This window comes from Microbacterium sp. UBA837 (assembly GCF_002296025.1).
In the GTDB taxonomy this organism is placed as follows: domain Bacteria; phylum Actinomycetota; class Actinomycetes; order Actinomycetales; family Microbacteriaceae; genus Microbacterium.
Map to the genome: position 1 here is coordinate 24405 of NZ_DBHD01000202.1, position 15658 is coordinate 40062.

Genomic DNA, 15658 nt, shown 5'->3' on the forward strand with positions numbered 1-15658 from the left:
TTCTGGATCGGTGAGAGGACACTGATGATGGAGGGCGGGTGGCAGCCGTTCATGGGTCACGTCTACGGCGTTCGCCTGCTGGGTGACGTGGAGTACCGCTACGTAGGCCTCACAACGAAGACGCTCGTGCGGCGGAAGTCCGAACACTTCAAGCTCGCCGCCAGAGGGCGGAAGACGGCCTTTGCGGATTGGCTGCGCAAGCAGCCGGATCGCGAGATGGTTCACTTCCAGTCGCTTGAGCTTGTCCTCAGCGACCTCGAAGACTTGAGTCGGGCCGAACAGGATTGGATTCGCATGCTGCGCGAGGAGGGTCATCGGCTCCTCAACCTCAACGATGGCGGGCGTGGCAATCATGGCTATCGGTGGACAGCCGAACAGAGGGCGGCGGCCTCCGAACGATCGCGCGGTCGCCGAAATCCGAGCTATCTCAGCGGTCCTGATCATCCACGATGGGGGGCGTCGCACTCGGACGAGCAGAAAGCTCTGTGGTCTGAGCAGCGGAAGGGCATGAATGCGGGGCCGCTGAACCCGAACTACGGAAAATTCGGAAGCGATCACCCGTCGTTCGGCCACACGATGTCGCCGGAGTCGCGCAGGCGGCTCTCGGAGATGCGGCGTGGCCCGTTGAACCCGAACTATGGGAAGACCGCGAGTGAGGAAACGCGCGCAAAACGATCTGCAGCACTCAAAGGGCGGCCCATGCCCTCCAGCGTGCGAAGCGCGCACACCAGGTACCACACCAACAAGGGCGTGGTTAAAGAATCGTGTCAACATTGCCGGGACGACGCTGATCGTACGGCTGAGCAAGGAGAGAGTCGTGGCTGAGAAGCTGAAGCTGATCGATCATGTCCAGGCGATCAACTGGAACCGTATCCAGGACGAGAAGGATGTCGAGGTCTGGAACCGTCTCGTGAACAACTTCTGGTTGCCCGAGAAGGTGCCCCTCTCCAACGACGTGCAGTCGTGGAACACGCTCACGCCCGAGGAGCAGACCCTCACGATGCGGGTGTTCACCGGTCTCACGCTCCTGGACACGATCCAGGGCACGGTCGGCGCTGTGTCGCTGATTCCCGACGCGATCACGCCGCACGAAGAGGCGGTGTACACGAACATCGCGTTCATGGAGTCGGTGCACGCGAAGAGCTACTCGTCGATCTTCTCGACGCTGTGCTCGACGAAGGAGATCGACGAGGCGTTCCGCTGGTCTGTCGAGAACCCCAACCTGCAGCGCAAGGCGCAGATCGTCATGGAGTACTACCGGGGCGACGAGCCGCTCAAGCGCAAGGTCGCTTCGACCCTGCTGGAGTCGTTCCTGTTCTACTCGGGCTTCTACCTGCCCATGCACTGGTCGAGCCGTGCGAAGCTCACCAACACTGCCGACCTCATCCGCCTCATCATTCGTGACGAGGCAGTGCACGGGTACTACATCGGCTACAAGTTCCAGAAGGGGCTCGAGCGGGTCGACGAAGCCAAGCGTCAGGACATCAAGGACTACACGTTCTCGCTGCTGTACGAGCTCTACGACAACGAGGTGCAGTACACGCAGGACCTCTACGACGGCGTCGGCCTGACCGAAGACGTGAAGAAGTTCCTGCACTACAACGCGAACAAGGCGCTCATGAACCTCGGCTACGAGGCGATGTTCCCCGAGTCGGTCACGAACGTGAACCCCGCGATCCTGTCGGCCCTGTCGCCGAACGCCGACGAGAACCACGACTTCTTCTCGGGGTCGGGCTCCTCGTACGTCATCGGCAAGGCTGTCGCGACCGAGGACGAGGACTGGGACTTCTAGATCCGGCTGTGGAGAAACGGTGATGTCCACAGATCCTGCGTCGGCGTCTGACGACGTCGCAGGCGCGGCATACCGTGAAGCTCACGCCGCATCGGAAGGGGACGAGATGGCACAGCAGATGACCGACAGTGTGGATGCCGAGGAGCGGGCGCGTGAGCAGGCCATGGGTGAGGTGTCGGATGTGCTGACGAACCTCGACTATGCGCTCGAGCGCGCGCGTAAGGCGCTCGAGCGCATCCGCAAATCGGGTGCTCACCCGAACGCAGAGGCAGCCACGAAGGATCTGGTTGACGCACTCCAGGCCGAGCGCAAGCGGTTCGTTCAGCAGACCTACTTCAGCGTGCCGAACAAGACTCGGATGTTCTGAGCGGTGGCGGATGCGGTCCGCAGCGGCGCGGAGCTTCAGCGAGCACTTACCGAGTTCGTGCGTCGATGGTCGGGGTATTCCGGCTCGGAGCGGGCAGAGGCTCAGACCTTTCTGAACGAGTTGTTCGCTGCGTACGGCTCGGATCGCCAGTCCGTTGGTGCGCGGTTCGAAGATTTTCGCAGTTCTGCGGGCTTCATGGACCTGCACTGGCCGGGCATCATGATCGTCGAGATGAAGGCTCCCGGCATCGCCCTGGAGAAAGCCGCCGATCAACGCGATCGGTACTGGCGCGAGTCGAGTGATCCCGCCACCGACACGCCGGCTGCCCGGTGGGTCGTGCTCTGCAACTTCCAGGAGTTCGAAATCTGGGAGCCGGGTCGTTTCCCGAACCGACCGCGTTCGCGGTTCACGCTCGCGGAGCTTCCCGAGCACTACGACGCCCTGCTGTTCCTCCAAAACGAGTCGTTGGAGCCGGTCTTCAGCGAGCATCGACGTGAACTGACCGAGGATGCCGCGCGTCACGTCGCAGAGCTCTATCGCTCGATGCTCGACCGATCGGCGGCCCCGGTCGATGAGATCCAGCGCTTCACCATGCAGTTGGTCTGGTGTCTCTTCGCTGAAGATCTCGGGATGCTCGAGGGGTATCCGCTGCAGGCGACCGTCGAGGCGCTGCTCAAGGAAGACGATCCCGACTCCGCGAAGGAGATCGGCTATCTTTTCCAGCTGCTCAATCAAAAAGGCGACCACAACCGGAAGGGTCGCTTCGCGGGTACGCGATACGTCAACGGTGACCTGTTCGCCAGGCCTGCCGCCGTCTACCTTGATCGAGCGGAACTTCTTCATCTGAAGCAGGCCGCCGAGTTCAACTGGCGCGAGGTCAACCCGACAATCTTCGGTTCGCTCCTCGAAGGAGTGCTCGGCGATGACCGCCGCTCCGAGATCGGCGCGCACTACACGCACGAGGCCGACATCATGAAGATCGTTGCGCCGACGATCGTGCGCCCCTGGCGTGAGCGGATCGAGACGACCGCGTCGGTGACGGAGGCGGTCGCGCTTCTGGACGAGCTATGCGCCTTCCGCGTTCTTGATCCCGCCTGCGGGTGCGGCAACTTCTTGTACGTCGCGTATCGCGAGCTGCGCGGACTCGAATTCGATCTCAAGCAGCGCATCAATCGCCTCGCCGCCGAAACCGGTGCCCCGCCTCCCACCGGCACGCTGCCCTTCTACCCGCTGTCGAACCTCTTCGGCATCGACATCGAGCGGGTCGCCGTCATGATCGCGAGGGTCACGCTCTGGATGGGGCACCGGCAGATGATCGAACGGTACGGCGAGGCTGAGCCCGTGCTGCCGCTCGTCGACCTCTCCCGCATCGCGCAGGCCGACGCGCTGCAGACCGACTGGCCCGAGGTGGATGCGATCATCGGCAACCCGCCGTTTCTGGGAGCTAAGCTCTTACGCCCCAGCCTTGGTGACGACTACGTGGATTGGCTCGTCCGTCAGTTCGGCGTTGGGGTCAAGGATCTCTGCGTGTACTGGTTCCGGCGCGCTCACGAGCATCTTCAGCCTGAACAGCGGGCGGGACTCGTGGGAACGAACTCGATCAGCCAGACAACCGGACGTCTGGCATCGCTTGCCTACATTGCCTCGACTGGTGGGGTGATCACCGATGCGGTCTCCTCGCAGAAGTGGCCGGGGGACGCGAAAGTCCACGTCAGTATCGTGAATTGGGTGAAATCGCCGTCTCGGAACCCTACAGATTTCACCCTTGACGACCAGGTCGTATCTGGGATCGCACCGAACCTGCGCGCCGGTGACGCGGCAGGTCTCGAGGTCGGCTCGATCGCTGAGAACAGAGGGCGTTGCTTTGCCGGAGTAGTTCCGCAGGGCAAGGGATTCCTCCTTGACGACTCGGTGGCGAGCGCGCTCTTGGCTTCGGATGACGCCGCCTACGAGCAGGTCGTTCGTCGATTCCTTACGGGCGCCGACATCGCGGAAGACGTCAGGCAGGCACCGTCTCGATGGGTCATCGACTTCGGTTCTCTGCCACTCGAGCGCGCTCTCACCTTTCCCGCCGCTGTCGACATCCTCCGCTCGTCGGTCAAGATCGAGCGCGAGACTTCGACAAACCGTGCCGTCGAACGTCGATGGTGGCTCTTTGGTCGACGTGTGGAGGACATGCGGGCGGCGATTGCACCGCTTCGTAGATACGCCGCGGCGGCGGCAACGGGCAAGCGACTGCTGCTTGCCTGGGCAGAACGGACGGTGGTTCCGAACAACGCGGTCGTCGTGTTCGCGTTCGATGATGATTACTCAATGGGCGTCCTGCTATCCAGCGCACACGAAGCATGGGCGAGGGCGCAATCTTCGACACTCGAGACGCGCCTCCGCTACACGAACGCCGCTGTGTTCGATACCTTCCCGTGGCCGGATCCCGTCACGCCCGAGCAGCGGGAGGCGATTGCTGCCGCATCCCGCGCGCTCTACGACCGTCGAAGCGAACTCTGTATCGATCACAGCATGGGCCTCACGAAGCTGTACAACCTCATGGATGAGGGTGGTTTCGCCGATCTCGCCGCCCTCCACCGCAGCCTCGATGAGGCTGTCGCCGCTGCGTACGGGTGGCCGAAGTCGGTGGCGCAGGACCCCGAGCAGATCGTGAGCCGACTCACCGCGCTCAACCGTGAGATTGTCGAGGGAGGCCGGACATACGATCCGTTCGCTGGCGCCGCCGCCGACCGAGCCGGAGAGCTGAGGGCTGGAACCTCTTGAGGCGGCCACTCAGCGACGTGTCGAGGCCGTGACCGTGAACTTCGGGGTGCGGGCGATCTGACGGGTCGGGCCGACGAGTTTCTCGAGCGACGGGCGGTAGCGGAGGACCGAATTCCAGACGGTCCACAGTTCGCCACCCGGGCGCAGCACGCGAGCTGCATCGGCGAACAGGTGCCGGGCGATCGTCTCGTCGATCGCAGCACCCCGGTGAAACGGCGGGTTCAGTGCGATGAACGACGCGCTCGCGGCAGGAAGGCTCGCCAGCGCGTCATCGCGAGCCACTGTCATCCGGTCGGCGATTCCGTTGGCGGCGGCGGTCGCCCGAGCCGATGCGACGGCGGCGGCCGACTCGTCCGACGCGTAGACACGCAGCCCCGGATGCCGCAGAGCGAGGGTCGCAGCGACGATGCCGTTCCCGCACGCCAGATCAACCGCCGGATCGTCCGCGTGCCCGGGAATCGTGTCTGGCAGGTTATCGATCAACAGGCGCGTTCCGATGTCAAGCGCTGCCCCGGCGAACACGCCGCCGAAGGCGCGGACCTCGACATCCGTGTCACCGATGCGCAGCCGCGCCGCGGACGGCTCGGGATCCCGACCGTCGTGGGGACCGTGCGCGATAAGCACCCGCGACTTCTGCCGTGCGTGCGAGACATCCACCGTGTCGAAGTGCTCGCGCAGCACGTCGTTCATGCCGAGGCTCATGTGTTTGATCCGCCCGCCCGCGAACACAACGACATCGGGCGCGGCGTGCGCGGCGATCAGCCCCGCGATGTCGCGGAGCGCCTCGAGCGACCGGGGGAGCCGCACGAGCACGACACGAGCATCGCGCACCAGCTCCGGATCGAGAGGGAGCGAGGCGACGGATGCTTCGAGCCCGGTCGACCGCGCGTTGGCAGCCAGCGCGCGCTCGCCGCCGAGGGAGTCCTGATGAACGCGGACGACACCATCGCTGGCATCGCTCGCGCACGCGAGGGCCAGGGCGCCGAACGTGTCGCCGATGACGGCGATCTCGCGCCGCGCAACGCCTTGTCGCGCCTCCGCTGATTCGTCGAGCAGCAGCCGATCCGCCGCATCGTGTGCGCGGCTATCCGGGTCGCCAGCGTCGGGATACGGGCGAAGAGTGTCGAGGTCGAGAGTCACTGGATCCACGCTATCCCGCGCCACGACCGCTCTCAGCTCTTCGCGAGCGCAGCCTTCGTATATGCCACCACCGCGTTCGCGTGGCCGTGACCCGGCCCGTGCTCCGACTTGAGGACATCGACCACAGCCATGTGGGTGCCGCCGGCATCGAGCCGCTCGACGGCGATGTCGATCCACTCCTGCACGGGACGGCCATAGGTCTTCTCGATGCTCGGGAAGTACGACGCCGGTCCTTTCGGCTTGTCGACGCCGGAAAGATCGGGGGCGAGCACGCGCGAGGTCATGGCACGACAGTAGCGCCCGTCCCCGACATCGTGGTTGTCGCGCATGCCAGAGTGGGTTCGTCCGCAACAGCACTGGAGGATCACCGATGCCGGTTCAGGATGACTACCGCCGCAAGCTCGTGTCGGCAGCGGATGCCGCGGCATCCGTCCCCTCGGGAGTCCAGGTGCTTGTCGCGATGGGTCTGGGGGCGCCACCGGCAGTGCTCGCAGCTCTCGCCGATCGCGTACGCGCCGACGAGCTGCTCGATCTCGACCTCTACTACGGCATGGGCGGCGATGCGATCGGTGACACGATCCTGCAGCCGGGGGTCATCGAGAAGCTCCGTGCCCATACGTTCTTCGTCGCCGGGCGCGATCACCACATCATCGCCGACCCTGCCCGGGCCGACCGCGAAACCCTCGACTTCATTCCGGTCAACTTCTCGAACCTGCCGCGCGTGATCCGCGAACACCTCGACGTCGACACGTTCCTGGTGCAGGTCAGCCCGATGGACGCGAGCGGTCACTTCTCGTTCGGCGTCGTGAACGACTACGCGAGCGTCGCGGCGCGCGCCTGTCGCCGCCTGATCGTCGAGGTGAACCCCAACATGCCGCGCGTGTTCGGTGATTCCCTCCTCCACATCGATGAAGTGGACGCGATCGTCGAGCATGCCTCGCCCCTCCCCGAGGTCGCGGAGGCGCCTCCGACGGATGCCGACCTCGGTATCGCGGCGCACGTCGCGGCCCACATTCCCGACGGCGCGACGCTGCAGATCGGTGCTGGCCGGGTTCCCGCTGCCGTCGCTGCGGCGCTCGGCGACCACCGGGATCTCGGCATCCATTCCGCGCTCTTCTCCTCGGCGTTCGTGCCCCTGATCGAGTCGGGCGTCATCACAGGGCAGCGCAAGACCCTGCATCCGCGGCGACACGTCTGGACCTCGGCGGTCGGGGATGCCCACACCTACGCGTTCATGAACGACAACCCGTCGATGGTGAGTTTCCCGGCCGACTACGTCAACGATCCGCAGGTGATTTCACGCAACGACGCCATGATTTCGGTGAACGCAGCGATTCAGGTCGATCTCTACGGGCAGGTCAACGCCGAGATGATCGCGGGCGTGCAGTATTCCGGGTCGGGCGGTCAGTTCGATTTCGTGACCGGAGCAGCCAAGTCACGAGGCGGCAAGTCCTTCGTGGTTCTCCCGGCCACAGCGAAGGGTGGTGCGATCTCGACGATCGTGCCGCGGGTCGACATCGTCACCGACGAGCGTATGGATGTCGAGCACGTCGTGACCGAGCACGGCATGGTGAATCTGCGGGGGCTCTCGACGCAGGAGCGGGCTCTTGCCCTGATCTCGCTTGCCGATGACGCTCACAAGGATGCGCTCGTCGAAGCGGCACGTGCCCAGCGTCTCATCGCCTGAGGCGCTCCCCGGCCCTGGATCCCTATCGGTGATGCCGATGCCCCGAGCCTGACGCAACCGGGTGCGGACCGGTCGAGGTCGGGACGGGCAGCGAGAAGAAAGAGTGAATCTCTTCGAGCACACCGGTGAGGCGCTCTACGGCTGACTGGAGACTGTCGATCGCGTGGAGGGTGGGGTCGTCGGGGTAGCTCTGCTGGGCCTCGTGAAGCTCCGCGAGGGCCCGGCTGAGGTCCTTTCGGATTTCGTACAGCGAGGTGTCCATTTCCCGATGATGACATGACCTACGCGAGGTTGCGTAGGGACCTTTTTCCCGGTCATTGCCGCTGACTTCTTTATCCACGACGGTCTGTCCGGTGAGTTCGGGAGGGCGCGGGCTACGATGAAGGATCTGGCGTCCCGCAAAAGGAGATCCCGTGGCAGCTCAGCAACGACGGTTCAGCCCGGTCATCGCGCTGCTGACGATGTCGAGCATCTGGGAGGCGCAGCTCGGGGCGGTTCTGAAGGATCTGGGACTGACCACGCGCAAGTATGCCCTGCTCGGCCACATCTACGGGATGCCGGGCATCTCGTTCAGTGAACTCGCACGCCGCTCCCAGATCACCGTCCAGACCGCGCACACTGCCGTGCGCACCCTCGTCGACGAAGGATTCGTGCACGATTCGACAGCTCACGCCGGTTCGGCGTCCGAGCTGCGCGTCACAGAGAAGGGCGACTGGGCCCTGACCGAAGCCGAAAAGCGGCTGCGTGCTCTCGACCGTGAACTGTCGAAGGGTGCGCCAGAGTTGTCGCAGGCCCTGCGTGGCCTGCACGAGGAACCCGTCGAGGTTCACCCGGCTGCGGGCCGCCGCACGGCATGAGGGTGCTTCGCTGGCTCCTCGCCGCCCTCCTGGTAGCGGCGGGGGTCTCACATCTGACGTGGGGGAGACGAGGCTACCGCATCGTGGTGCCGGACTGGGCGACACGGATGCTGCATACCGACAAGGATGCGGTCGTCGTCGGCTCCGGCGCCGTCGAGATCATGCTCGGCGCGGGCCTGGTTGCGCTGCCGCGCGAGCGCACGCGACTCGGCGCAGCCGTCGCAGTGTTCTTCATCGCGGTGTTCCCGGGCAACGTGCACCAGTGGCAGACGGGTCGGTCTGCGCCGCTGCTCGACACGGATACCCGCCGCTTTGTGCGGCTCTTGCTGCAGCCGCTGCTGGTGGTCTGGGCGCTCGCCGTCGCCCTGTCTCCCCAGCGGTAACGACCCGCGCCGGCCTCGGCTGAGCGTCCGTCGACGACGTTGACTTTGCCGGTTCGGGAGGTTTGGCTGGGCGCATGCGAACAGTACTGAGGTGGATGCTGGCCGGGGCGATGGTGCTCGCGGGGGTGACGCATCTCACGGTGGCCCGCAAGGAGTTTCAGGCGCAGGTGCCTCCCTGGGCTGCCGAGCTCTCACCGCTCGACGAGGATGCGATTGTGGTGGCATCCGGAGTTGTCGAGATCATGCTCGGCACGGCGCTTGTCGCGCTGCCCAAGGAGCGGCGCCGCGTCGGCGCGATCCTGGCGGCATTCTTCATCGCGATCTTCCCCGGCAACATCTCGCAGTACGTCGAGAAGCGCGATGGCTTCGGCCTCGATACCGATAGGAAGCGCCTCGTTCGACTGTTTTTCCAGCCCGTGCTCGTCGCGTGGGCCTGGTGGTCGACGCGCCGCTGACGGCATCCGGCCTGGCACCGGGCACCGCAGAGAAGCGATGTCGGAACCCCCTCGTAGTGTCGGGGTATGGATGATTTCGGCATCACCGACCCGGGCGGGAAAGCCCGTGGGACGGATGCCGCGTCCTGGACCTCACCGCGCACCGCAGACCCCGACGAGGACTTCGTCTACGACGGTGAGTACTGCGAGCACGACGAGGTAGTCGGATGGGTGCCGGCGCAGCCCGACGCTGTGGAACTCGTGCTTGAGGTCGCGACGATGGAGGCAGTGTTCGCGGCGCAGCGGCTGGCTCGCATCGAGCAGCTCCGGCTCGAGGCGCTCGATGACGTCACGCGCTACGGCGGAGGAGCGCGGGAGTTGATCGAGCGCTCGGTGCGGCTTGAGCTCGCCGCAGCCCTCCGGATCACCGAGAACCAGGCCGGGATGCTGATGTACCGTGCTGAGGCGCTCGTGCACCGGTATCCGACGGTCTGGAATTCGCTCGCCCACGCGGGCATGACCGAGCGGCACGCGACGATCATCGTGGATGAACTTGCGCCCCTCGAACCTGAGGTTGCAGCGCGGCTTGTCGAGAAGGTGCGAGACCTCGCAGAAACCCTCGCGATCGGTCCGTTCCGCCGGGCACTTCGACGCCTCATCGATAAGGAACTGGCGCCCACGCTGTCGGCGCGTCACGAGCACGCCGTCCGGCGTCGGCGGATCTTCGTCGAGCCGGAGGCCGACGGGATGTCGTGGCTGCACGCGCTGCTGCCGTCGGTCGAAGCTCACGCGATCCACGGACGAATGACCGCACAGGGCAAAGCGTTGCTCGCCGCGCAGGTCAAGGGCGAGGGCCGCGGCTCTCAGCACGACGACCGCACGCTGGACGAGATCCGTGCCGACATCCTGTGCGATCTTCTGCTCGACGGCGTTGTGCCTGCTCACCCGAAGGACGTGCAGGGCATCCGCCCGACGGTTGTCGTGACGGTACCCGCGCTCGCCCTCCTCGGTGCGGATGGCGACGGTCCTCATGAGCCCGCGATCGTGGAAGGCGTTGGTCCCATCCCGATCGAGAGAGCACGAGAGCTTGCGGGAACCGCGACGTCATGGATCCGGGTACTGACACATCCGGAAACGGGGGTCGTCCTGTCGGTCGGTAGAACCCGGTACCGACCACCGCCAGACATGGTGGCGCTGACGAAGTGGCGCGCTGAGAGATGCATGGCGCCGGGGTGTGGGGTTCCCGCCTCCCGATGTCAGATCGACCACTCCCTCGCGTGGGAAGACGGCGGTGAGACCTCAGTTGTGAATACCGCCCCGCTCTGTCAGGGGCACCATACGATCAAGCACCATGGCGGGTGGCGCGTCATCCAGACCGGAGACGGGTCGCTGCTGTGGATCTCGCCGAGCGGTCGCCAGTACACAGTTGCACCGGAGCGCCGACTTCCTGTCTTCCGGGTGGACCCGCCTGAGTCGAGACCTGAGCGGGCTTACTCGCCGGGGTAGCGCACGCCCAGCTGAGCGCGCAGTTCGTCGAGGACGTGCATGATGGCAACCGATTCGTCCAGCGGAAGCAGGTCGCTGTCGGTCTTACCCTCGGCGAGCAGCCGTTCCGCGGCGAGCGCCTGGTACTGCATCCCCCGGCCCTCCACATCGCTCTGGTACTCCTCGAGAACCTCTCCGTCGGGTGCAACGACGCGGAACGACGTGGGCGTGTACCAGACGCGGTCGATGTCGATCCGCGCGTCAGTGCCCAGCACATGAGCGGTATTGGGTCCGACAGCGCGCGAGGTCGAGATCGAGGTTGAGACCGCGCCGCCGGCGTGAGTGAAGATCGTCGCTACCTCGGCATCCGCGCCCGTGTCACCGAGGCGGCCGCGAGCGGTCACCGTCTCCGGCTTCCCGAGCACATCGCAGGCGAACGAGACCGGATAGATTCCGAGGTCAAGAAGCGACCCGCCGCCGAGTTCCAGCGCGTTCAGGCGGTGGCTCGGGTCGGATGAGATCCGCTGGGTGTGGTCGGCGAAAACGGTGCGGATCTCGCCCAGCGTTCCTGCGGCGATGATCTCGCGAATCCTCACCATGTGCGGGAGGTACCGCGTCCACATCGCCTCCATGGCGAGCAGCCCCTGAGCGCGTGCGACCTCGCGCACACGTTCGGCCTCGGGGCCGGTCAACGTGAACGGCTTCTCGATCAGTACGTGCTTGCCCGCTTCGAGCGCGAGCACAGCATTGTCGGCGTGCATCGGATGCGGCGTTGCGATGTAGACGATGTCGACGTCGGGATCGGCGACGAGCTCCTCGTACGATCCGTGCGCGTGCGGAATCGCGAACTGGTCAGCGAACGCCTGCGAAGCATCCGGGCGCCGAGACCCCACCGCCGACACCGTCAGCCCGGCCGTCCGCAGGTCGCTCGTAAAGGCGTGTGCGATACCGCCGGTCGCCAGGATTCCCCATCGCAGTCCAGTCATGGTTCGAGCGTAGTCCGCCCGCGCAGTGCCGCGAGTAGCCTCGAAGCATGAGCACTCCATTGGATCGCTTCCGAGAACTCCTATCCATCCCTACCGTGTCGTACGCCGACGAGTCGCGGATGGATGCGTCGGTGTTCGACGAGTTCCACAGCGCCCTGGAGCGCCTGTACCCGAAGACCCATGAGCGCCTCGAGCGCGACGTGATCGCCCGCCACTCACTGCTGTACCGGTGGCCGGGCGCCTCATCCGAAGATCCGCTCGTGCTCATGGCCCACATGGATGTCGTGCCCGTGGTCGAGGCGGAGTGGCAGCATCCGCCGTTCGGCGCCGAGATCGTGGGTGAGGGCGAGGATGCCGAACTCCACGCCCGCGGCGCGATCGACGACAAAGGATCGCTTGTCGCGATCTTCGAAGCCGTCGAGACCCTCGTCGCCGAAGGCTTCACGCCGGCACGCGACATCTACCTGTCGTTCGGTCACAACGAAGAGACGGCGGGAGACGGGGCGCGGGGAATCGTCGCGCACCTGGAGGAGCGCGGCATCCATCCGGGACTCGTGCTCGATGAGGGCGGCGCCGTCGTCGAGGGCATCATCCCCGGCGTCGACGTGCCCACCGCGATGATCGGTGTCGCAGAACGCGGCGTGATGACGCTCGTTATGACCGTCCGCGAACAGGGCGGCCACGCATCCACGCCGCCCGCGATGCCCGCCACCGCCCGGCTGGCGCGAGCTATCGACCGGCTGCGGCGCAAGCCGTTTCCGACCAGGCTCGCGCCTCCCGTGCGGGCCATGCTCGCCACGCTCTCGCCCCACGCTCCCGAACCGCTTCGGACCCTGTTCCGACGCGGTGAGATTACGGGCCCGCTGCTTGCCGGCGCCTTCACCCTCGGCGGACCCGAGACCAACGCGATGGTGCGCACCACCGCTGTCGTCACCGAACTCAGCGGCGCACCCGGCGAAAACGTCCTGGCAACGACGGCGAAGGCCTCGGTCAACATCCGCCTGCTCACCGGCGACACCATCGACAGCGCGACGGCGCACGTTCGTCGGGCGGTGGCCGACGAGAAGGTCGAGCTCGAGATCCGTCACGCATCCAACCCGTCACCGGTCTCGCCCTGGCGAGGAGAGCCGTGGCGACGGATCGCCGGCGCGGTCGTCTCGACACTCGGCGGCGACATCGTCCCGACGCCCTACGTGCAGCTGGGAGCCAGCGACAGCCGCTGGTTCACGGCGATCAGCGACCACGTGTACCGGTTCACGCCGTTTCACCTGACCCGCTCCGAGCGTGATGCGTTGCACTCGCACAACGAGCGGATCCGGGTGGAGGTGTGGCTCCGCGGGATCGGGTTCTACCGCGCTCTCATCGAAGCGTCGTAGCCCCGTTCAGCTAGGCCAGCGCTTGCGCCAGGTCTGCGATGAGATCTGCCTCGTCCTCGAGCCCGATCGAGAGGCGGATCGTCCGCGGCGAGATGCCGGCCTCGCGCAGCTGGTCACCGGTGAGGTGAAGATGGGTCATGGATGCCGGGTGGTTCACCATGCTGCGGGCATCCCCGATATTCGCCACGAGCCGGATGACGCGCAGAGCGTCGATGACCTGCTCGCCGCGGCGGTCATCGGCATCCACGTCGCCGGTGCTGGCGAGATCGAACGAGAACACCGATGACGCTCCGCGCGGCAAGTAGTGCTGTGCCGTCGCGTGCCACGGGCTCGACGCGAGGCCCGGATGCCACACCTTCTCGACGGCAGGATGCTGCTCGAGGAACCGGGCGACAGCGAGCGCGCTCGCGGAATGACGCTGCATCCGCAGGTCGAGAGTCTCGAGCCCTTGCAGGAGCTGGAACGACGACCACGCGGGCAGGGTAGTTCCGAAATCGTGCACGAACCGGGTCTTGATGTAGACGACAAGGGCAAGGCCCTGCTCGCCGAAACGGTCCCACAGCACGAGGTCGCCGAACCGGGGATACGGCGTCGTGAACTGGGGCCACCGCTCGGGATCGGCACCGAAATCGAACGATCCGATATCGACCACCACGCCACCGAGGGCAACGCCGTGCCCGCCGATGTACTTCGTGGCGGAATGGATGACGATGTCGGCTCCGTGCTCACCGGGACGCACGAGGTACGGAGAGGCGACAGTGTTGTCGACGACGAGCGGCACGCCCGCGGCGTGGGCGACATCGGCGATGGCACGGATGTCGAGCACGGTCGCCAGGGGATTGGTGATCGTCTCGGCGAAGAAGGCCCGCGTGCTCGGGCGCACCGCATCGCGCCACGCGTCAGTGTCGTCCTGATCGACGTAGGTGACCTCGATCCCGAGGCTCCCGAGCGAGTCCGAGAGCAGATCGACCGTGCCGCCATAGAGCTGGCGGGCAGCTACCACGTGGTCGCCGGCTGAGGCCAGCGCGAGGATCGCCGCGGCCGCAGCCGCCTGGCCGGACGACACCGCGACAGCGGCCCGCCCACCCTCAAGGGCAGCGATGCGCTGCTCGAACACCGCCTGGGTGGGGTTCGCGTTGCGGCTGTAGACGTTCCCGAGACTGCGAAGCGCAAAGACGTCGCGCGCCTGCGCCAGGGAGGGGAACTCGTACCCGTTGGACTGGTAGATCGGCACGACCGCCGTGTTCTGCGCGGTACCCGGCACATAGCCGGCCTGAACCTGGGCGGTCGCGAAGGACGCGGTGGGGTCAGGCGCAGGAGTGCTCACATTCTCATGGTGGCACGCGTAGCCGCTGGCCCCTTCGCTGTGTGTCGCTGTGTGACGGACCGGCGGGCTGCCAGCGATCAGGAGCCGGAGAGGGCCTTCGTCAACCGCTGCAGCGACACCGGCTCGGCGGTTCCGAGGCTCTGCGCGAACAGGCTTACGCGGTACTCCTCGAGCAGCCAGCGTCCGTGCACGAGGTTCGGTGACGCGTCTGCGGCCAGGGGAATCGTGCCGCCGGAGTCCCGATAGATCGCCGCGGCACGCTCGTACTCGGTCAGGCGCTGGCGATCACGACCGGGGTTGTCGGCGAGCGCGGCGGTGCGGGTGAGCAGGGCCGCGAGATACCTCGGATAGTGTGCGAGGCGCTCCAGTCCTACCGCCGAGACGAACCCGGGATAGACAAGTCCCGACAGCTGTCCGCGAACGTCGGTGAGCGCTGCCAGCAGCGTCATGGCGTTGAGGTTTCGCAGGCCCCGCTCGACGTCGCGCGCCGCGGTCAGGATGCGGGCAGTCAGCGAAACTGCCGAGAACAGCGCGTCAGTCACGTCGGCCGAGAACGCATCCCGCGCTGCCTCGAACTGGGCGCGGGTGCGGATCGGGTCGGGAAAGCGCGCGAGGACCGCGTCTGCCACGGCGACCCGGCAGTCCTCGACAAGGGAGCGCGCCGACGAGTACGGGGATGCCGCGAGCGCGAGCTTCTCTGCGGCGGTGAGGTGGTCGAGCACGTACGCGGCGGGGGAGGGGGCCGCCAGCAGCAGCAGGCGACGAAGACCCGCATGGGTGGCTCGCGCGGCGGCCTCCGGAGTGGCGTCGATCCGCAGCGCGACGCTCTCTCCCTCGTCGACGAGGACCGGATAGCCGCGCACCACGCCGCCGGCAACGCGCGTGTCGACGACGGACGGAAGCTCGGAGATCGTCCAGTCGGTGAGCCCCGAGACTTCCGTGAACTGCGCTCTATCGGCATCCGGCCTCGCTCCTGAGGGCCGCGGCGCGCGCTGGGCGGGCGCGGGAGGCCGCTTCGGGGCGGAGAGCGAGGATGCCACGGCGCCGCGCGCGGC

At 66.2% G+C, this 15658-nt stretch carries 16 protein-coding genes; 10 read left to right on the forward strand and 6 right to left on the reverse strand.

Translation table 11 applies throughout. From position 1 onward, the window contains the following. The first annotated feature begins 24 nt into the window (after positions 1-24). The 4 genes from B3587_RS14480 to B3587_RS14495 all read left to right on the forward strand — a co-directional run bounded on the left by B3587_RS14480 (position 25) and on the right by B3587_RS14495 (position 4928). The gene (locus B3587_RS14480; RefSeq protein ID WP_292729928.1) at positions 25-825 is read left to right on the forward strand and encodes an NUMOD3 domain-containing DNA-binding protein; all 801 of its coding nucleotides are present in this window, start codon (positions 25-27) and stop codon (positions 823-825) included. Then, entirely contained in the window at positions 818-1792 is a 975-nt protein-coding gene (gene nrdF / locus B3587_RS14485; protein ID WP_228176948.1) for a class 1b ribonucleoside-diphosphate reductase subunit beta, read from the forward strand. The genes B3587_RS14480 and nrdF overlap by 8 nt, the downstream gene beginning before the upstream one ends. 106 nt (positions 1793-1898) lie before the next feature. Beyond that, on the forward strand, positions 1899-2159 hold the full coding sequence (locus B3587_RS14490; protein WP_228176949.1) for a hypothetical protein: 261 nt from the start codon (positions 1899-1901) through the stop codon (positions 2157-2159). Between the two features lie 3 nt (positions 2160-2162). Further along, positions 2163-4928: a DNA methyltransferase gene (locus B3587_RS14495; protein WP_228176950.1), complete on the forward strand. Its 2766-nt coding sequence runs from the start codon at positions 2163-2165 to the stop codon at positions 4926-4928. 9 nt (positions 4929-4937) lie between these two features. Here B3587_RS14495 and B3587_RS14500 read toward each other — a convergent pair whose 3' ends face one another. Together B3587_RS14500 and B3587_RS14505 are read right to left on the reverse strand one after the other, a co-directional pair. After that, positions 4938-6068: a class I SAM-dependent methyltransferase gene (locus B3587_RS14500; RefSeq protein ID WP_292729933.1), complete on the reverse strand. Its 1131-nt coding sequence runs from the start codon at positions 6066-6068 to the stop codon at positions 4938-4940. A 32-nt stretch (positions 6069-6100) separates the two neighbouring features. After that, a complete protein-coding gene (locus B3587_RS14505; protein ID WP_228176952.1) occupies positions 6101-6352 on the reverse strand; it encodes a DUF4287 domain-containing protein in 252 nt (83 codons plus the stop codon). Positions 6353-6438: 86 nt separating this feature from the next. On the opposite strand from B3587_RS14505, the gene B3587_RS14510 reads away from it, so the two are divergent. Next, positions 6439-7755: an acetyl-CoA hydrolase/transferase family protein gene (locus tag B3587_RS14510; RefSeq protein WP_228176953.1), complete on the forward strand. Its 1317-nt coding sequence runs from the start codon at positions 6439-6441 to the stop codon at positions 7753-7755. 22 nt (positions 7756-7777) lie between these two features. Here B3587_RS14510 and B3587_RS14515 read toward each other — a convergent pair whose 3' ends face one another. Continuing rightward, a complete protein-coding gene (locus B3587_RS14515; RefSeq protein WP_228176954.1) occupies positions 7778-8017 on the reverse strand; it encodes a hypothetical protein in 240 nt (79 codons plus the stop codon). Positions 8018-8168: 151 nt separating this feature from the next. Here B3587_RS14515 and B3587_RS14520 point away from each other — a divergent pair, with 151 nt between their 5' ends. The 4 genes from B3587_RS14520 to B3587_RS14535 all read left to right on the forward strand — a co-directional run bounded on the left by B3587_RS14520 (position 8169) and on the right by B3587_RS14535 (position 10935). Further along, positions 8169-8612, forward strand: coding sequence for a MarR family winged helix-turn-helix transcriptional regulator (locus B3587_RS14520; RefSeq protein WP_228176955.1), 444 nt, complete (start codon positions 8169-8171; stop codon positions 8610-8612). Further along, a complete protein-coding gene (locus B3587_RS14525) occupies positions 8609-8995 on the forward strand; it encodes a DoxX family protein (protein ID WP_228176956.1) in 387 nt (128 codons plus the stop codon). The genes B3587_RS14520 and B3587_RS14525 overlap by 4 nt, the downstream gene beginning before the upstream one ends. Before the next feature lie 74 nt (positions 8996-9069). Continuing rightward, positions 9070-9450 carry a DoxX family protein gene (locus tag B3587_RS14530; RefSeq protein ID WP_292729937.1) on the forward strand — a complete coding sequence of 127 codons (381 nt, stop codon included), beginning with the start codon at positions 9070-9072 and terminating at the stop codon, positions 9448-9450. A 66-nt stretch (positions 9451-9516) separates the two neighbouring features. Beyond that, the gene (locus tag B3587_RS14535) at positions 9517-10935 is read left to right on the forward strand and encodes an HNH endonuclease signature motif containing protein (protein ID WP_292729940.1); all 1419 of its coding nucleotides are present in this window, start codon (positions 9517-9519) and stop codon (positions 10933-10935) included. On the opposite strand, the gene B3587_RS14540 is transcribed toward B3587_RS14535, so the two are convergent. After that, positions 10920-11900: a Gfo/Idh/MocA family protein gene (locus B3587_RS14540; RefSeq protein WP_292729943.1), complete on the reverse strand. Its 981-nt coding sequence runs from the start codon at positions 11898-11900 to the stop codon at positions 10920-10922. The two genes, B3587_RS14535 and B3587_RS14540, sit on opposite strands and share 16 nt — an antisense overlap. Positions 11901-11947: 47 nt before the next feature. On the opposite strand from B3587_RS14540, the gene B3587_RS14545 reads away from it, so the two are divergent. Continuing rightward, the gene (locus B3587_RS14545) at positions 11948-13276 is read left to right on the forward strand and encodes a M20/M25/M40 family metallo-hydrolase (protein WP_292729946.1); all 1329 of its coding nucleotides are present in this window, start codon (positions 11948-11950) and stop codon (positions 13274-13276) included. A gap of 10 nt (positions 13277-13286) precedes the next feature. Here the strand turns inward: B3587_RS14545 and B3587_RS14550 are convergent, their stop codons facing one another. Further along, positions 13287-14603, reverse strand: coding sequence for an O-acetylhomoserine aminocarboxypropyltransferase/cysteine synthase family protein (locus B3587_RS14550; RefSeq protein ID WP_292729949.1), 1317 nt, complete (start codon positions 14601-14603; stop codon positions 13287-13289). A gap of 77 nt (positions 14604-14680) precedes the next feature. Further along, positions 14681-15658, reverse strand: a 978-nt coding sequence (locus tag B3587_RS14555) for a DUF3418 domain-containing protein (RefSeq protein WP_292729951.1), incomplete at its 5' end; no start/stop codon positions are given.

Bases quoted from the DNA above. Each gene is read 5' to 3' on its own strand.
- B3587_RS14480 (WP_292729928.1), top strand. From the start codon at position 25: ATGATGGAGGGCGGGTGGCAGCCGTTCATGGGTCACGTCTACGGCGTT.
- B3587_RS14490 (WP_228176949.1), top strand. From the start codon at position 1,899: ATGGCACAGCAGATGACCGACAGTGTGGATGCCGAGGAGCGGGCGCGT.
- B3587_RS14505 (WP_228176952.1), bottom strand. From the start codon at position 6,352: ATGACCTCGCGCGTGCTCGCCCCCGATCTTTCCGGCGTCGACAAGCCG.
- B3587_RS14510 (WP_228176953.1), top strand. From the start codon at position 6,439: ATGCCGGTTCAGGATGACTACCGCCGCAAGCTCGTGTCGGCAGCGGAT.
- B3587_RS14515 (WP_228176954.1), bottom strand. From the start codon at position 8,017: ATGGACACCTCGCTGTACGAAATCCGAAAGGACCTCAGCCGGGCCCTC.
- B3587_RS14525 (WP_228176956.1), top strand. From the start codon at position 8,609: ATGAGGGTGCTTCGCTGGCTCCTCGCCGCCCTCCTGGTAGCGGCGGGG.
- B3587_RS14530 (WP_292729937.1), top strand. From the start codon at position 9,070: ATGCGAACAGTACTGAGGTGGATGCTGGCCGGGGCGATGGTGCTCGCG.
- B3587_RS14535 (WP_292729940.1), top strand. From the start codon at position 9,517: ATGGATGATTTCGGCATCACCGACCCGGGCGGGAAAGCCCGTGGGACG.
- B3587_RS14540 (WP_292729943.1), bottom strand. From the start codon at position 11,900: ATGACTGGACTGCGATGGGGAATCCTGGCGACCGGCGGTATCGCACAC.
- B3587_RS14545 (WP_292729946.1), top strand. From the start codon at position 11,948: ATGAGCACTCCATTGGATCGCTTCCGAGAACTCCTATCCATCCCTACC.